14 protein-coding genes are annotated in these 15,160 nt (G+C 63.9%); 7 read left to right on the top strand and 7 right to left on the bottom strand.

Going from position 1 to position 15,160, the window contains the following annotated elements; genetic code table 11:
• Nucleotides 1-9: 9 nt before the first annotated feature.
• Nucleotides 10-1,014, bottom strand: coding sequence for an ABC transporter permease (locus ACYQ4T_RS10430; protein WP_459853442.1), 1,005 nt, complete (start codon nt 1,012-1,014; stop codon nt 10-12).
• A gap of 377 nt (nt 1,015-1,391) precedes the next feature.
• Here ACYQ4T_RS10430 and ACYQ4T_RS10435 point away from each other — a divergent pair, with 377 nt between their 5' ends.
• From ACYQ4T_RS10435 to ACYQ4T_RS10455, 5 genes are all read left to right on the top strand, one after another.
• Complete coding sequence (locus tag ACYQ4T_RS10435) at nt 1,392-2,318, top strand: LysR family transcriptional regulator (RefSeq protein WP_459853444.1); 927 nt, start codon at nt 1,392-1,394, stop codon at nt 2,316-2,318.
• Between the two features lie 75 nt (nt 2,319-2,393).
• Entirely contained in the window at nt 2,394-3,323 is a 930-nt protein-coding gene (locus ACYQ4T_RS10440; RefSeq protein WP_459853447.1) for an NAD(P)-dependent oxidoreductase, read from the top strand.
• Between the two features lie 13 nt (nt 3,324-3,336).
• The gene (locus tag ACYQ4T_RS10445; RefSeq protein ID WP_459853449.1) at nt 3,337-4,704 is read left to right on the top strand and encodes an MmgE/PrpD family protein; all 1,368 of its coding nucleotides are present in this window, start codon (nt 3,337-3,339) and stop codon (nt 4,702-4,704) included.
• A 31-nt stretch (nt 4,705-4,735) separates the two neighbouring features.
• Entirely contained in the window at nt 4,736-5,119 is a 384-nt protein-coding gene (locus ACYQ4T_RS10450) for a carboxymuconolactone decarboxylase family protein (protein WP_459853451.1), read from the top strand.
• A gap of 32 nt (nt 5,120-5,151) precedes the next feature.
• Nucleotides 5,152-5,961: an N-acyl homoserine lactonase family protein gene (locus ACYQ4T_RS10455; protein ID WP_459853454.1), complete on the top strand. Its 810-nt coding sequence runs from the start codon at nt 5,152-5,154 to the stop codon at nt 5,959-5,961.
• Between the two features lie 606 nt (nt 5,962-6,567).
• Here ACYQ4T_RS10455 and ACYQ4T_RS10460 read toward each other — a convergent pair.
• The 6 genes from ACYQ4T_RS10460 to ACYQ4T_RS10485 all read right to left on the bottom strand — a co-directional run bounded on the left by ACYQ4T_RS10460 (nt 6,568) and on the right by ACYQ4T_RS10485 (nt 13,021).
• Nucleotides 6,568-7,311, bottom strand: a complete 744-nt coding sequence (locus ACYQ4T_RS10460) for a ribonuclease activity regulator RraA (RefSeq protein ID WP_459853457.1) — start codon at nt 7,309-7,311, stop codon at nt 6,568-6,570.
• Between the two features lie 20 nt (nt 7,312-7,331).
• Nucleotides 7,332-8,495 (bottom strand): mandelate racemase/muconate lactonizing enzyme family protein, encoded by a 1,164-nt coding sequence (locus ACYQ4T_RS10465; RefSeq protein ID WP_459853460.1) that lies wholly within the window; start codon nt 8,493-8,495, stop codon nt 7,332-7,334.
• On the bottom strand, nt 8,495-9,592 hold the full coding sequence (locus tag ACYQ4T_RS10470) for an ABC transporter ATP-binding protein (protein WP_459853462.1): 1,098 nt from the start codon (nt 9,590-9,592) through the stop codon (nt 8,495-8,497). The genes ACYQ4T_RS10465 and ACYQ4T_RS10470 overlap by 1 nt, the downstream gene beginning before the upstream one ends.
• 12 nt (nt 9,593-9,604) lie before the next feature.
• Nucleotides 9,605-10,492 carry a carbohydrate ABC transporter permease gene (locus ACYQ4T_RS10475; protein WP_459853465.1) on the bottom strand — a complete coding sequence of 296 codons (888 nt, stop codon included), beginning with the start codon at nt 10,490-10,492 and terminating at the stop codon, nt 9,605-9,607.
• Nucleotides 10,489-11,442, bottom strand: a complete 954-nt coding sequence (locus tag ACYQ4T_RS10480; RefSeq protein WP_459853467.1) for a carbohydrate ABC transporter permease — start codon at nt 11,440-11,442, stop codon at nt 10,489-10,491. The genes ACYQ4T_RS10475 and ACYQ4T_RS10480 overlap by 4 nt, the downstream gene beginning before the upstream one ends.
• 91 nt (nt 11,443-11,533) lie before the next feature.
• On the bottom strand, nt 11,534-13,021 hold the full coding sequence (locus ACYQ4T_RS10485) for an ABC transporter substrate-binding protein (protein WP_459853469.1): 1,488 nt from the start codon (nt 13,019-13,021) through the stop codon (nt 11,534-11,536).
• A 218-nt stretch (nt 13,022-13,239) separates the two neighbouring features.
• Between ACYQ4T_RS10485 and ACYQ4T_RS10490 the strand changes: the two genes are divergently transcribed.
• Together ACYQ4T_RS10490 and ACYQ4T_RS10495 are read left to right on the top strand one after the other, a co-directional pair.
• Entirely contained in the window at nt 13,240-13,941 is a 702-nt protein-coding gene (locus ACYQ4T_RS10490; RefSeq protein WP_459853472.1) for a GntR family transcriptional regulator, read from the top strand.
• A gap of 53 nt (nt 13,942-13,994) precedes the next feature.
• Nucleotides 13,995-15,149: a mandelate racemase/muconate lactonizing enzyme family protein gene (locus ACYQ4T_RS10495; protein WP_459853474.1), complete on the top strand. Its 1,155-nt coding sequence runs from the start codon at nt 13,995-13,997 to the stop codon at nt 15,147-15,149.
• Nucleotides 15,150-15,160 lie beyond the last annotated feature (11 nt).

Here is a 15,160-nt window from a genome sequence, read left to right on the forward strand (position 1 = left end):
GTTCCCTCCTCAGATGTCCCCTTGTTGCGATGTCTGCTCGTCGCGCGGATTGATCAGCTGGTCGATGGCGATGGCGGTCAGCAGGATCAATCCCTTGATCGCGTTCTGCGCGGTGAACTGGATGTTCATAATGGTCATGCCGTTGAGGAACGTGCCGATCAGCAGAGTCCCCACCACGACGTTGCGCACCCCACCCTTGCCGCCGGAAAGGCCGATGCCGCCCAGCACCACGACCAGGATCACCTCGTAGATCAGCAAGGTGTCGGTGATGCGGGTGTTCATGCTGTTGATCGCGGTCGCCTGCACCAGGCCGGCGATGAAAGCGACGATCGCCGAGACGGTGTATTGCATGACCAGAACGGGGCGCACCGGCACGCCGGTGATGCGCGCGGTCGCGCGGTTGTCGCCGATCGCATAGGCGAAGCGGCCGAACTTGGTCTTGTTCATGACCAGCGCGATTGCCGCGGCGATCACGGCGAAGACGATGACCGGCATCGGCAATCCGTAGACGCGGCCCTTGCCCAGCTCGTCGATCCAGCCGAGATTCTTCGGCAGGTAGACCGTATCCTGGCTGATCAGGCCGAAGCGGCCGAAGCCGTAGATGCAGGCAGCGGTCGCGAGCGTCGCGAAGAGCGGCGGAATCTCGATATAGGCGACCAGGAACCCGTTCAGCATGCCGACCAGGATCGCCGCGCTGCAGCCGATCAGCATCGCCGTCGGCACCGGCATGCCGTTGTTGATGAGCTGCAGCGCCCAGGCAACCGACATCGCCATCAGCGCCACCATGGAAAGATCGATGGCGCCCGCGATGATCATGGCGCCCATGGCGACACTCAGGATGCCGAGCACCGAGACGCTCTGCAGCAGCAGGGCGACGTTGTTCGCGGTGAGGAAACCGGGCAGGAACAGCGAAAATCCGAGGAACAGCAGGACGAAGATCCCGAAGACGATCTTCTCCTGCGTGATCAGCCGCCTTCTGCCACCATCCCTTATTGCGAGCGCGGCGCGAGTCAAGGCTGCATTGCTCCGCCCGGGGCGGGCAACGGTGCAGTTCCGGCAATCATGTCATCCTCCCGGCTCCGCCCTTTCGATGCGCGATTCCACGCGCCGCGAACGGTTCGCCAGGGTCGTTCTTAGGGGAGAAGGCTGGGGAAAGGCAGTCCCGGAGTTCTCATAGCAGTTATATCGAATGTGGCGCGGCACGCTGGGGTGTGCCGCCGGCGCCCCAACACAAGCACGAAATGTGTGCGAGATGCCGGTTGACCGCGCGGCCGATCTGCAAGCACAATTGTGACTGGGCTCTGACAATTGGTCGGGGCCAGCGAAACCGGTTCCAATAACCCAGAAGTCAGCCGCAGCCGAAGGCGCGGAAAACCGGTGTCAGGGGTCGCATGGAACTGAAGCAGCTCAAATATTTCCTCTGCGTGGCGGAGCTCGGCAGCTTCTCCAAGGCCGCCGTGCAGCTCTCCGTCGCGCAGCCGATTCTCAGCCGCCAGATCCGTTCCCTGGAGCACGACCTCAACGCCGAGCTGTTCTACCGCAACGGCCGCGGCATCGTGCTGTCCGAGGCCGGCAAGCTGCTCGAGGCCTATGCCAAGGAGATCGTGCAGACGGCGGGCAAGGCCAGCTTCGAGATCATGGCGATGAAGTCCTCGCCGCGCGGCCGGATCACCATTGCCATGCCGCCCTCGATCGGCTGGGTGCTGACCGTGCCGCTGGTCATGCGCTGCCGCGGCGAGTTCCCGATGATCGCGCTGCACGTGGTCGAGGGCTTCAGCGGCCATGTCACCGAATGGCTCTCCACCGGCCGGATCGACATCGGCGTGGTCTATAACGCGCCGCGCCTGCCGTCGCTGCTGACCGAGCCGTTGCTGGAAGAGCGGCTGGTGCTGCTCGGCCCCGCCGACGACCCGGCCAATGTCGGCAGCGGCCCCGTGCCCGCCACGCGGCTGGAAGACATCCCGCTGATCCTGCCGGCACGGCCGCACGGCCTCCGCCTTTTGATCGACCGTACGCTGGAGAAGCTCGGCATCGTTGCGAATGTCCAGCTCGAGCTCGACGCCATGGCCTCGACCCTCGGCCTGGTCGAGGAAGGCGCCGGCTATACCATCTTGTGCGATGCAGCGGTGCAGCCGCTGGTGCGGGCGGGCCGAATCAAGTCCTGGCCGATCGACGCGCCGAAGATGACGCGGCAGCTGATGTTGGCGACCTCGACGCAGCGGCCGACCAGCGTCGCGACCCGGGTCGTCGCAAAGCTGATCCGGGCCCAGGTGGCGGAGCTTTTCGCAACCGCACGCGAGACCCAGGCGGCCGAATAGCGCGCCGCATATCGAAAAGCGACAGTCTGTTATGCCAATTAGACGTATGGCGCTGCCGCGCGCGACTGCCTGATAGTGCCTCTCGATTTTCACCAGCATTTCGAGATCATCGTGACAGGCAAGCATTACGGTTTCGTCGGCGTCGGACGGATGGGCGGTCTGATGGCCGGCCGCCTGCTCGACGCCGGGCATACGCTCAGCGTCTTCGACACCAGCGAGGAGGCCCTCGCGCCCCTGCTCGCGCGCGGCTGCCATCGTGCGGATTCGGCAGCCGTCGTCGCCTCCGAGGCCGAGATCGTCTTCGCCAGCCTGCCGACCCCGGCTATTGTCGAGAAGGCGGCACTCGGCGAGACCGGCGCGATCAAGGGTTCGAAGATCAAGACCTTCATAGACATGTCGACCAGCGGCCCCCGCGCCGCCCAGCGCGTGGCGCAGGGCCTTGCCGAGAAGAAGATCGTCGCGGTCGATGCCCCGGTCAGCGGCGGCCTCGCTGGCGCGAAGAACGGCACGCTCGCCGTCATGGTCTCCTGCCCGAAGCCGACCTACGACGCGCTGGAATCGACCCTCAAGAACTTCGGCAAGCTGTTCTTCGTCGGCGAGAAGCCGGGTGCGGCGCAGACCATGAAGCTCGCCAACAACCTGCTCGCCGCCTGCGCGCTGGCAATCTCCTCCGAGGCCATGGTGATGGGCGCCAAGGCCGGGCTCGACGCCCAGACCATGCTGGACGTGATCAACGTCAGCAGCGGCCGCAACAGCGCCACCCAGGACAAGTTCCCGAAATCGATCCTGCCGCGCACCTTCGACTTCGGCTTCGCCACCGGGCTTTCCTACAAGGACGTCTGCCTCTGCCTCGACGAGGCGGAATCGCTGGGCGTGCCGATGATCGTGGGTTCCGCGGTGCGCCAGCTCCTCGCCGTCACCAACGCGCTTTACGGCCCGGAATCGGACTTCACCTCCATCTGCCGGAGCGTCGAGCAGTGGGCGAAGGTCGAGGTCCGCGGCTGAGCCGCCCCTGACCATGGCGCAATCGCTCGCCCGGCGGATCGCAACGGCGGCAGCCGCGACGCATTTCGAGGACTTCGCGCCCGAGGTCGTCGCGAAAGCCAAGCTCTGCCTGCTCGACTTCTTCGCCTGCGCCTTCGAGGCCCGCGACCTGCCCTGGAGCCAGCGCGCCGCGACCGTCGCCAGCCGGCAGCCCGGCACCGCGACGGTGCTCGCGACCGGCGCCACGGCGACGATCGGCGCCGCCGCCTTCGCCAACGCCGTCGCCGGGCACGGCCTGGTGCGGGAAGACATGCACGCCGGCAGCGTCAGCCATCTCGGTGTCGTGGTCCTGCCGGCCCTGCTGGCGCTGAGCGAACGCCACACTGTGCATGGCCGCGATTTCCTCGCCGCAGCGATCGCCGGATACGAGACCGGCGCGAAGCTCGGCCGCGCGCTGATCACGCCGGAGTTCGCGCGCCTCTTCCGGCCGACCGGCTTCACCGGCCCGCTCGCCGCCGCGATCGCCGGCAGCCGACTCATCGGCAGCGATGCCGACCGCACCACGAGCGCCCTGGGCTTCGCCGCGAACACGACGGCGGGCCTCAACCAATGGCCGCACGAAGGCAGCGACGACATGTTCTTCCACCCGGGGTTTGCGGCCCGCAACGCCATCGCCTGCATCGAGCTGGCCGCACTCGGGGCGCAGGCCTCGGAAGGCGCGCTGGACGGACCGGCTGGCTTGCTCACCGCCTATCTCGGCGGCAAGGCGATTCCGGAGATCAGCCTGTTCGACGGCCCGCCCGAGCTGCTCGCGGTCTACAACAAGCCGGTGCCGGCCTGCAATTTCGCCCAGACGCCCTGCCAGGCCGCACTCGCCGCGGTGGGCGGGCAATCCCTGCCGGTCGACCGCATCCGCCAGATCCGCGTCGCCGCCTCCTATGCCGCCGTGCATTACCCGGGCTGCGACCATGTCGGGCCGTTCACGAGCCGGCTGCAGGCCAAGATGAGCATCCAGTTCGGCGTCGCCGCGGCGCTCCGTTACGGCAAGGTGGCCGAAGCGAACTATGCCGCCTTGAACGATCCCGAGGTGATGCGGCTGGCGAGCCTGGTCGAGCTGGAAGCCGATGCCGGCTTCACCGGCGCCTTTCCGGCACGCCAGGGGTCGCGCGTCGAAATCGAGACCACCGACGGCCGACAGCTTGCCGCCAGCCTGCCCGACGTCATCCCCGCAACCGCGGCGGAGATCCGTGCGCGCTGCCATGCCTCGGCGGCGGAAACACTCGGCCCGGCCGGTGCCGCAGAAATCGAACGCCTGGTCGATGACCTGGAGAATATCGCATCGGTCGGCAGCCTGCCGCGACTGGCGCAATCCCGGTCGGCCTGGCGTGCCGCCGTTCGCTAATCACGCAACAAGACAGATCAAGGAGAGAATCATGGGCAACCCGGTCTTCGAGAAGGGCATGGAAATCCGCAAGTCGGTGCTCGGCAAGGAATTCGTCGAGAAGTCCTTCGCCTCGGCCGACGACTTCAACATGCCGATGCAGGAGCTGACCACGGAATACTGCTGGGGCGCCGTCTGGGGCCGCGACGGCCTGCCGAAGAAGACCCGCAGCATGCTGAACCTTGCCATGCTCTGCGCGCTCAACCGTCCGCATGAGCTGAAGATGCACCTCAAGGGCGCGTTGACCAACGGCGTTACCAAAGAAGAGATCCGCGAGATCCTCCTCCAAGTGGCGATCTACTGCGGGATTCCCGCCGGTGTGGACGCCTTCCGCATCGCCCGCGAAACCTTCGCCGAACTGGATAAGGGGGCGTAACGCCCCCTTCTTCTTTCTGATAGAGTGCGACCGTGACTGAAAAACTGCCCGAATACGAGCTCTTCGCCATCCGCTACGCGACCCGCGACGGGCGGCGCCACGAGCATTTCATCGGCGGCGATCCGCATGACGCGCCCATGCCGATGGACTATTTCACCTGGGTCGCGATCGGCAAGGAGCGCACCTTCGTCATCGACACCGGCTTCACCGAGCCGGTCGGCACGCGCCGGAAGCGCAGCTTCCTGCGCTGCCCGGTCGATTCGCTGAAGCTGCTCGGCGTCGATCCCGATAAGGTGCAGGACGTGATCCTGACGCATCTCCATTACGATCACGTCGGCAACTTTCACAAGTTCCCACAAGCGCAGTTCCACCTGCAGGACCGTGAGCTCAACTACGCGACCGGGCGCTCCATGCGGCATTCCTACTGCTCGCATGCCTTCGAGGTGGAGGACGTGGTCGGTATCGTGCGCTTGAACTTCGGCAAGCGGGTCACCTTCCATGACGGCGATGCAGAATTGGCGCCCGGCATCTCGCTGCACCTCACCGGCGGACATACGGCCGGGCTGCAATTCGTGCGTGTCCACACCAGGCGCGGCTGGGTCGTGGTCGCCTCCGACGTCGCGCATTACTACGAGAACATGGACAGCGTCCGGCCCTTCACCACCGCCTATCACATCGGCGACATGCTCGAGGCCTATGACAAGGTGAAGGCGCTTGCGCCCAGCCGCGACCACATCATCCCGGGCCATGATCCGCTGGTGATGCAGCTCTACCCGGCGCCGCGGCCGGAACTGCAGGATGCCATCGTGCGATTGGACGTCCCACCCCGCAGGGACACATGACCGGCCGTGTTTATCTCGCCCCATTCTTCGAACATCAAGAGAGCCGTCCGCAGGCGCTCTGAAATGAGAGCCCTGAGGATTCCCAACAAGAGAAATGAGCGGTCCGACACATCGGTGACACTTTCCGCGGTTTAGCGTGGGGGGCGTCGATGCCTTGGAAGGAGTGTTCGGTGAACACCCGCGCTCGAGACCAGCCGGCCGCAATGTTGATGCGCTTGGCGTCTGGGAAGTAGTCCGGGCAGCCTGCGATGACCAGGCGCCCAGACATGAGCTCAATGGACGCTTCAACCACATGATCCCAGTCTGCCAGGTCGTCATGCGGTGTTTGCTCACGAATCTCGACCACCACGGGGACGTCCATGTTTCTGGCTGTGCCAACGCCGATTGTCCCTGGAGCCACCGCCAGTAATCGAGCAGTCGCCGTGTCATCCCAACTCTCAGACAAATCGCCAGATACCCCTTTCGTCCTGAACACAGAGCTGGAAGTGGTCGGCAAAAAGTGAAAGCTCAACTGACTGCATTTGAGATTTTATCGTTCATTCAACGTCGCGTCGGATGTCCGCTCAGGATCACGAGCGGACACGACTTGCTGCTGCTATCTCTTCGTCACGGCTTAGAGTTGGCCTTCCGCCAAGCTTCGTACTCGTTGTTGGCGTCCGGGTGCAGCGGGTAGTAGCGCTGCAAGGGCGCACCCTCGGTCAGCTTCAGGCGCGAGAAGACTTCCCACTCGTGGTGCTTCTGCGATTCTGCGATCACCGCCGGTGCCATGGCGACCGGGAGCACGACCACCCCGTCGTCATCGGCGACGATGATGTCGCCCGGGATCACCGTGACATTGCCGCAGGCGATCGGCACGTTGACGGCGTTGGGATAGATGCTGGTCTGCACATGGTAGTTCGGGGTCCAGCCGCGCAGCCAGAGGGCGAGATCGAGCTTTTCGACATTGGGCCGGTCGCGCATGCAGCCGTCGATGACGATGCCGGCACCGCCCCGACCCCTGAAGTAGGTCGACATCATGTCGCCGAAGACGCCGGAGCTCATGTCGCCGCGGGCATCGACCACGACCACATCGCCCTCCTGGACGTGATAGAGCACATGGCGATGGAGCTGCGTCTCCGGATCGGCATATTCGCCCTCATTGAAGAGGTCCGGCCGCTGCGGCAGGAATTGCAGGGTCAGCGCCGGGCCGACGATCGACTTGCCGTGGTTCTGCGCCACCGGCCCCACCATGTGCGGATTGCGGTAGCCCATATGACCGAGCGTGCCGGCGACCGTTGCTGCGCCGATATCCCGGAGCGCTTCGATCAGCTCTTTCGGCGGTCGGGTGATGTCGGGTGTATGCGTCATCATTCACTCCAGCTTGAAATGCTTCACCAGTTCGTCACCGAGCCGTCAGGGCGCCTGAGATGCGGCGCTTCCCAGAAGCGAAAGCTCTCCTTCTGCACGGCGGCTTCATTGACCTCGACGCCGAGGCCCGGCAGGTCGCTGACCGGGTAGTCGGTGCCGTCGAGGCGCGGCTGCACGGGAAAGAAGTCGGCGTTGTCGAAGCCGAGCCTGACTTCCGGTGCGCGCGTCTCGAGCCATGCAAAGTTCGCGACCGCCGCCGCCAGATGCACGGTGGCGGCGGTGCAGACCGGGCCCAGCGGATTGTGCGGCATCAAATCGACATAATGCGCCTCGCTCCAGCCGGCGACCTTCATCGCCTCGGTGAGCCCGCCGACATTGCAGACATCGAGCCGATTGAACTGATGGATGCCGCGCTCGATATAGGGCAGGAACTGCCACTTGCTGGCAAATTCCTCGCCGATCGCAAACGGGATCTCGGTCATCTTGCGCAGGGATTCATAGGCCTCCGGCGTTTCGTCCCGGATCGGCTCCTCAAGGAAATCGAGCACGCCGCGGCCGAGCTTATTGCAGAAGCTCGCCGCCTCCGCCACCGACAGGCGATGGTGATAGTCGATGCCGAGGACCACCTCGCCGCCCAGCGTCTCGCGCGCCTTGTTGAGCATCCTGGCGGTCGGGCCGATCGATTCCCGCGGATCGAACACGTCCTTGCTGCTCTGCCCGAGGGGAAAGAAGCGGATTGCCGGCCAGCCTTGCGCACGGAGTTCCTTGGCCTTTTCGATGGCCGCATCGCCCTCGGCCTCGTCGCCGGTGGAGGCGAATGTCGGAATCCGGTCGCGCTGCTTGCCGCCGAGCAAATCGTAGACCGGCACGCCGAGCGCCTTGCCCTTGATGTCATGGAGCGCGATATCGATCGCGGAGATGGCCGCCTGGAGCACGCGCCCGCCTTCGAAATACTGGCTGCGATAGGTCTCCTGCCAGATTCGCCCGATCTGCATCGGATCCCGGCCGATGAGGAATTCGCGATAATGCTCGATGGCACCGGTCACTGCCTTCTCCCGGCCGCTGAGACCGCTCTCGCCCCATCCGAAGATGCCCTGGTCGGTCTCGACCTTGACCAGCATCTGGTTGCGGATCCCTACCCAGACCGGATAGGGCTTGATCGCGGTGATCTTGAGCTTCGGAATCATCAATCAGCCTTAAGCGCCATTTCGGTTTCTCCGTCGAAAAGATGCAGGCGCTCCTGGTCGAAGGCGAGCCAGATCTGCTCATCGGGCTCGACCGCGATGCTCGGCGGCACGCTGATGTTGACGATGGCGCCGGAGAGAAAGGCCTGCACGAAGGTGACGTCGCCGGTCGGCTCGACTGTATAGGCCTTGGCCGGAATGGCGCCGGGGACGGCGCTCTTGTGCAACGTGATGGTCGAATGGCGCGCGCCCAGCACGATCTTCCTGGTTGCCGCGTTCTCGACCTTGCGGGCATTGCGCGGCGACAAGGGCAAGCTCCAGCCCTCGGCGCCGGTCAGCACCATGGTTCCATCGGCGATCGAGGCTTCGAGCGGGATCAGGCTCATAGCCGGGCTGCCGATGAAGCTCGCAACGAACATGTTGACCGGATGCGCAAAGACCTGGGCCGGCGAATCGTATTGCTGCAGGTAGCCGCCGTTCATCACCGCCATCTTGTCGGCCATGGTCACGGCCTCGAGCTGGTCGTGTGTCACATAGATGATCGTCGCCTGCAGATCGTGGTGGAAGCGCTTCAGTTCGGAGCGCATCTGCACCCGGAGTTTGGCGTCGAGATTGGAAAGCGGCTCGTCCATCAGGAAGACGGCCGGGTTGCGCACCAGCGCCCGGCCCAAAGCCACGCGCTGCTGCTGTCCGCCGGAGAGCTCGCGGGGCCTGCGCTCGAGGAGATGGGTCATGTCGAGGACCCGGGCCGCTTCCTGAACCCGGCGGTCAATCTCGTCCTTAGGGAGCTTGCGCATCTGCAACGGGAAGGCCAGGTTCTTGTAGACCGACTTCTGCGGATAGAGCGCGTAGTTCTGGAACACCATGGCGATGTCCCGGTCCTTGGGATCGAGATCGTTGACCACCTGCTCCCCGATAATGATGTCGCCGGAGGTGATCGGGATGAGGCCGGCAACCAGGTTAAGCGTCGTCGTCTTGCCGCAACCCGAAGGTCCGACCAGGGCCACGAACTCGCCGTCGTTCACCGTCAGCGACACGTCCTTGACGGCATGGAAGCTGCCGTAGCTCTTCACTAGATCTTTGAGAACGACGCTGGCCAATGCTTGACCTCCCTAATGCTTGACCGCGCCTTCTGTGAGCGCGCGCACGAAGTATTTCTGCAGGATCAGGAACAGCACCACCACCGGCACGCTCATCATGAAGCTCGCGGCCATCAGGCCGGGGAAGTCGGTGGTGTTTTCCGAGAAGAAGCGCTGGATGCCGACCGGCAGGGTCAGCTGCTCGTTCTTGCTGAGGAAGGTGTAGGCGTAGATGTACTCGTTCCAGGCGCCGATGAATGAATAGATAGCGGTGGCGATGATGCCCGGAACCGAAAGCGGCATGACGATCCGCACGAAGGCCTGGAAGCGCGTCGCCCCGTCGATGCGCGCCGCCTGCTCGAGCTGGATCGGGATATTGTCGAAGAACCCCTTCAAGAGCCAGATCGAGAGTGGCAGGCCGAAGGTGAGATAGGTCAGCACCAGCGAACCATGGGTGTTCACCAGCCCGAGCCAGCGCATCAGGATGAACAGCGGCACCAGGAAAATGACCGCCGGAAACATGTTGCGCAGCAGCACGGCGAAGAACAGGAAGTTCCGTCCGGGGAAGGTGAAGCGGGAGAAGGCATAGGCCGCCGGCACCGCGACGACCACGCCGAGGATCGTGGTCAAGATCGAAACGACGAGGCTGTTCCAGAAGAAGCGCAGGAAGTCCTGGCCGACGCTGTTCTGCGGATCCAGAAGCTTCTGATAGCTGGCGAGCGTCGGTTCGGAGGGCCACCATTGCGGTGGAAGCTGCATCGCCGCGAAGCCGGACTTGACCGAGGTGAGCAGCATCCAGAGCATCGGCACGGCCGTGTAGAACAGCATCAGCACCAGAAAGATCCGCCCGCCCCAGCGCCAGCCGTCCACGCGCTTGCGGCGTCGGGTCGGCGTCGAGGTCACAGCACCAGGCCCGGTCATGTGCCCTGCTCCTTCTTCTTGTCGCCGCTCAAGGCGCGCACATAGAAGTAGCCGAGCGTCATCAGGATGACGAAGAGCAGCACCGAATAGGCCGAGGCAACGCCCCAGCGCTGGCGGCCGAAGGCGAGTTCGTAGATATGGGTGATCCAGATATGCGAGGCGTTGGACGGCCCGCCCCCCGTCATGATCCAGGGGATGATGAAGGAATTGAAGTTGGCGACCGCGAGCAACAGGATCGTCACGGTCGAGACGTTGCGGAGATGTGGGAAGGTGACGTGCCAGAAGCGCTGCCAGGCGTTGGCGCCATCGACCTGGGCGGCGCGCAGCAGTTGATCAGGCACCGTCTGCAATCCGGCCATGATCATGATCATGGCGAAGGGGAATTCGCGCCAGATGTTGACCACGATCAGCGACGGCAAGACCGTGCCGACGCTGTCGATGAAATTGGGCGGCCGGTCGGTGATGCCAAGACCGACCAGGATCGCGCCGATGACGCCGAAATCGGAGTGATAGATCCATTTCCAGATATAGGAGGCGGCGACCGCACTGATCACCCAGGGAATGATCAGGATGGCGCGCAGGATTCCCCGCCCCATGAAATCGCGGTGCAGCGCCAGCGCGGTGGCAAATCCCAAAGCGAAGGAGATGATCGTGGAGGCGAGGGTCCAAATCAGCGTGTTCACGGTCACCCGCCAGAACACCGGGCTGACCAGGATGGCTTGGTAGTTGTCGAGGCCAACGAAGACCTTGTCCTTGAGTTGCAGCGCCGCCGGCGTCGCATAGAAGGAGAGATCGACCGTGTAGTAGATCGGATAGGCGATGACGATCAGCATCACCACGATCGCCGGGAGCACATAGGCGTAGTCGGCGCGATGCGCCCAGACCCGGCGCGGCAGGCCGGATCGTGCGAGTTTATGGGGAGCTTCGGCCTGGCCGGTCGCAATCGTCACTGCGGCGTGCCCCTGCTTTTCGGGAAGACGCCGGCTGCGCCGTCAGCGCAGCCGGCGATCCGTTGGATACGACAGCGTAGGATGCGACGGCTTAGAGTCCGCCACCGGCCATCAAGTCCTCGACCTTCTTGGCCGCATCATCGGCGGCCTGGTCGACGGTCATCGCCCCGGTCAATGCGTTCTGCAGCATGTCCGGAACAATGATGTTCATGATCTCCGGCGATTCCGGCAGCGCCGGGAAGGGGATGCCGTAGGGCAACATGGAGGTCGTCACGTCCAGGAACTTGATTTTGTCCAGACGCTCCTTCATCCACTTGGTCTTGAAGCCGTTGAGATTGCCCGGGTTGGAGCCGGCATAGGCCATCTTCAGCGACCATTCGGGGCTGGTCCAGAAGCAGATCAGCGCCTTGGCGGCCGCCTCGTCCACCTTGCCGCCGTCCACATATTCCGGCTTCAGGATGTGGATGTTGGAGCCGCCGAACACCACGGCACGCTTGCCGTCCGGCCCGGTCGGAATGAGGCCGTAGCGCATGTTGTCGATGACGGTCTGCGCCTTCTCCTTGTCGGCGCCGGTCGCCTTCTTCTGCAGATCGAGCATCACGTTGTAGTCTGAAGGGTGCGAGATCATCATGCCGAGCTGGCCGCCGAGGAAGAGCGGCTGGTTGTCGGCCTGCTGGTTGGTGAGCGCCGAGACCGGCACCGACTTATCGCGGACGTACATGTCATAGGACGCCTGCAGCGCCTTCTTGCTCGCCGCGCTGTTGAGCTGCACCTGCTTGTAGGTCGGGCTCGCGGTCGCTTCGTCGAAGACGCCACCGCCGTAGCCCCAGAGCTGTGGCATGAAGCGGTAGGGCGTGTTACCGGCATTCTTCCGGGCGACCAGGCCATAGCCGGCGATGCCGAGCTTGTCGTGGATCTGCTTCGAATACTTGACCACGTCGTCCCAGGTCGCCGGCGCCTTGTCCGGATCGAGCCCGGCGCGCTTGAAGATGTCGGCGTTCCAGATGAAGGCCATGGTCTCGTTGTTGGTCGGAATCCCGTAGGTGACGCCGTCCCAGGTGACCGCCTTCATGGCACCCGGCCAGAAGTCCTCGGTCGACCAGCCCACATCCTCTGGCTTCAGCGGCTGCAGATAGCCTTTGGCGGCGAACTCGGTGCCCCCCAGGATCTGCAGGCGGACCGCCATCGGCGCGGCATTGCCCAGGAGTGCGGTGCGAAACTTGTCGAGCAGATCGTTATAGGTGAGCGCCTGTTCCTCGAGCTGGATGTTCGGGTAGGTCTTGCGGAAGGTTTCGAAGAAATCTTTGTAATACTGGCGCAGCAGGTCGGGATCGCCTTCGAACACGCCCTGATACCAGAAGGTCAGGCGCCCCTTGTAATCGAGCGGCGTGATCTTTCCGCATTCCTTCGCGGTGTCGAATTCCGCCGTGCCGGCGATGGACCGGACGTATTCCGGCGACCATTTGCTCAGGTCGACCGGCGGCTCCGCCAGGACTGGCGTCGACACCAGCGATGCGATTGAAGCGATAACGACGGTGCCACGCAGGATGGCACCGCAGCCGAGTTTCTTCCTCGTCATCAGTATCCTCCCAGGTTCTTCTCATTGCGCGCTGCTTCGAGGCAGGCGTTTGGTCGATTGATCGCAAGCTACGGCGACTTAATTCTTATGTATTCTTTCGACGAGTTCGTACGTTTTCAGATCACAGCTTGTGTGTCAACGCGTTTAGATCGTACATTGTAGGGAGAGCCGCGCGCTGATAACAGCGTCCTGGTCCCGAAATCGTTCCCTGGACGACAATGAGCACCTTCAAAGCCAAGCCCCCCGCCGGCACCGACCTCATCGGTGCTTCCAAGGAAGGCGCCTCACTCTATGAATTGATCCGGGAAGACATCATCGAGGGTCGGCTCGCCGCCAATGAGCGACTGGTGGTCGCCGACCTCGCGCGCCGTCACGGCACCTCGACCAATCCCGTGCGCGAAGCGCTGCAATTGCTGCGCGGCGAGGGCTTCGTCGTCTTTTCTCCCAACCGCGGGGCGCGCGTCAGGCCGATCGACCAGGACTTCGTCCGCGACATCTACGAGATCGGCGTGCTGATCGAGCCGGCGCTGACGCGCTGGTTCGTCACCATGGCGACCGCCGAGGACATCTGCGAGCTGGAACGCATCCAGGGCCTGATCGAGGAGAACAATTTCGCCGACCAGTTCCGGCACAGCGAGCTCGACACCGCCTTTCACATGGTGATGTACGAGCGGCACTATAACCGCCACGCCACCGAGCTTTGGTGGAAGCATCGCGAGGTGCTGCGCGCGGTCGCCCGGCGCTTCAACTTCACCCTCGCCCGCCGGGCCGCGATCATGAACGAGCATCGCGCGCTGATCACGCTGGTGAAGGCCGGCGAACCCGACAAGGCGGCCGAGCTGGTCGCGCGCCATGTCGAAGGCTCGGGCCGGCATGTTCTCGAGCACATGCGGGCACGCAACGCGGCCCAGGCCGGATAGAGCGGAGGTCGTTCCACCTCGCCCACGCGACCATTTTCATACGGGACAGGAAGATGAAAATCACAGGCGTCCGGCCATGGCTGATCGAATCCAAGGCTTCCTATTGGGGAGAATTCTTGTTCGTCGAGGTGACGACCGACGCGGGTATCAGTGGCTGGGGCGAGATCACCACCACCACCAGGCTCGCCAACCGCGCCCTCTGCACGATCCTCAAGCAGATCGGACTCGGCGTGACGGGCGAGGATCCCGCCCAGATCGAGTATCTCTGGCACAAGATCTTCCGCAGCTTCACCTATATGGGCAGCCGTGGCGCCGCGGTCGAGGCCTTGAGCGCGATCGACATCGCGCTCTGGGACATCCGGGGCAAGGTGCTCGGCAAACCGATCTATGCGCTGCTCGGCGGGCGGGTGCGGGACGAGATCGCGCTCTATACCCATCCCGACCAGCGCAAGTTCACCAGCAAGGAAGGCGTGATCCGGGAAATCAAGGACATCCTGGAATCCGGGCACACCGCGCTCAAATTCGATCCCTTTCCGCACCAGCGCAAGGACAAGGGCGAGCTGCAGGACGGCTATCTCGACGGCAGCATGGACCGCAAGGACCAGCGCAAGGCCGCCGAGCTCACCGCCCTGATCCGCGAGACGGCGGGGCCGGATGTCGAGATCCTGATCGATGCGCATGGCCGCTTCGATGTCCCGACCGCCATTCGCCTCTGCAAGAGCCTTGAGGAAGCCGGCCAGATCGACTGGTTCGAGGAACCCTGCCCGCCGGAGAGCCTGAACGCGCTTGCGCAGGTGCGCAAGAAGGTCAGCGCACCGATCTCCTGGGGCGAGCGCGGGCATACCCGCTGGGACTTCGTGCCGGTCCTGGAGCAGAAGCTCGCCGACTACATCATGCCGGATGTCACCTGGACCGGCGGCATCAGCGAGCTGAAAAAGATCTCCACCTTGTGCGAGGCCTATTACATCCCGGTCTCGCCGCACGACGCGGCGGGGCCGATCAACGTGGTGGCCGGCGCGCAGGTGATGATGACCGTGCCGAACTTCTACAAGCTCGAAACCTCGGAGTGGAACCTGAGTAAGTACGATCACCTTATAGACCGGCCGCTCGACAATTCGAACGGCAGCCTGAAGCTCAGCTCGGCGCCGGGCCTCGGCATCGAGATGAACCGCGACTACCTGCAAGCCCACGAGATCCAGCTGGGCTAGCACTCGACCCT

The organism is Dongia sp. agr-C8 (genome assembly GCF_054658695.1).

Coding starts and splice junctions, on each gene's coding strand:
- ACYQ4T_RS10495 (WP_459853474.1), top strand. CDS start 13,995: ATGAAAATCACAGGCGTCCGGCCATGGCTGATCGAATCCAAGGCTTCC.
- ACYQ4T_RS10475 (WP_459853465.1), bottom strand. CDS start 10,492: ATGACCGGGCCTGGTGCTGTGACCTCGACGCCGACCCGACGCCGCAAG.
- ACYQ4T_RS10490 (WP_459853472.1), top strand. CDS start 13,240: ATGAGCACCTTCAAAGCCAAGCCCCCCGCCGGCACCGACCTCATCGGT.
- ACYQ4T_RS10450 (WP_459853451.1), top strand. CDS start 4,736: ATGGGCAACCCGGTCTTCGAGAAGGGCATGGAAATCCGCAAGTCGGTG.
- ACYQ4T_RS10445 (WP_459853449.1), top strand. CDS start 3,337: ATGGCGCAATCGCTCGCCCGGCGGATCGCAACGGCGGCAGCCGCGACG.
- ACYQ4T_RS10485 (WP_459853469.1), bottom strand. CDS start 13,021: ATGACGAGGAAGAAACTCGGCTGCGGTGCCATCCTGCGTGGCACCGTC.
- ACYQ4T_RS10460 (WP_459853457.1), bottom strand. CDS start 7,311: ATGATGACGCATACACCCGACATCACCCGACCGCCGAAAGAGCTGATC.
- ACYQ4T_RS10465 (WP_459853460.1), bottom strand. CDS start 8,495: ATGATTCCGAAGCTCAAGATCACCGCGATCAAGCCCTATCCGGTCTGG.
- ACYQ4T_RS10435 (WP_459853444.1), top strand. CDS start 1,392: ATGGAACTGAAGCAGCTCAAATATTTCCTCTGCGTGGCGGAGCTCGGC.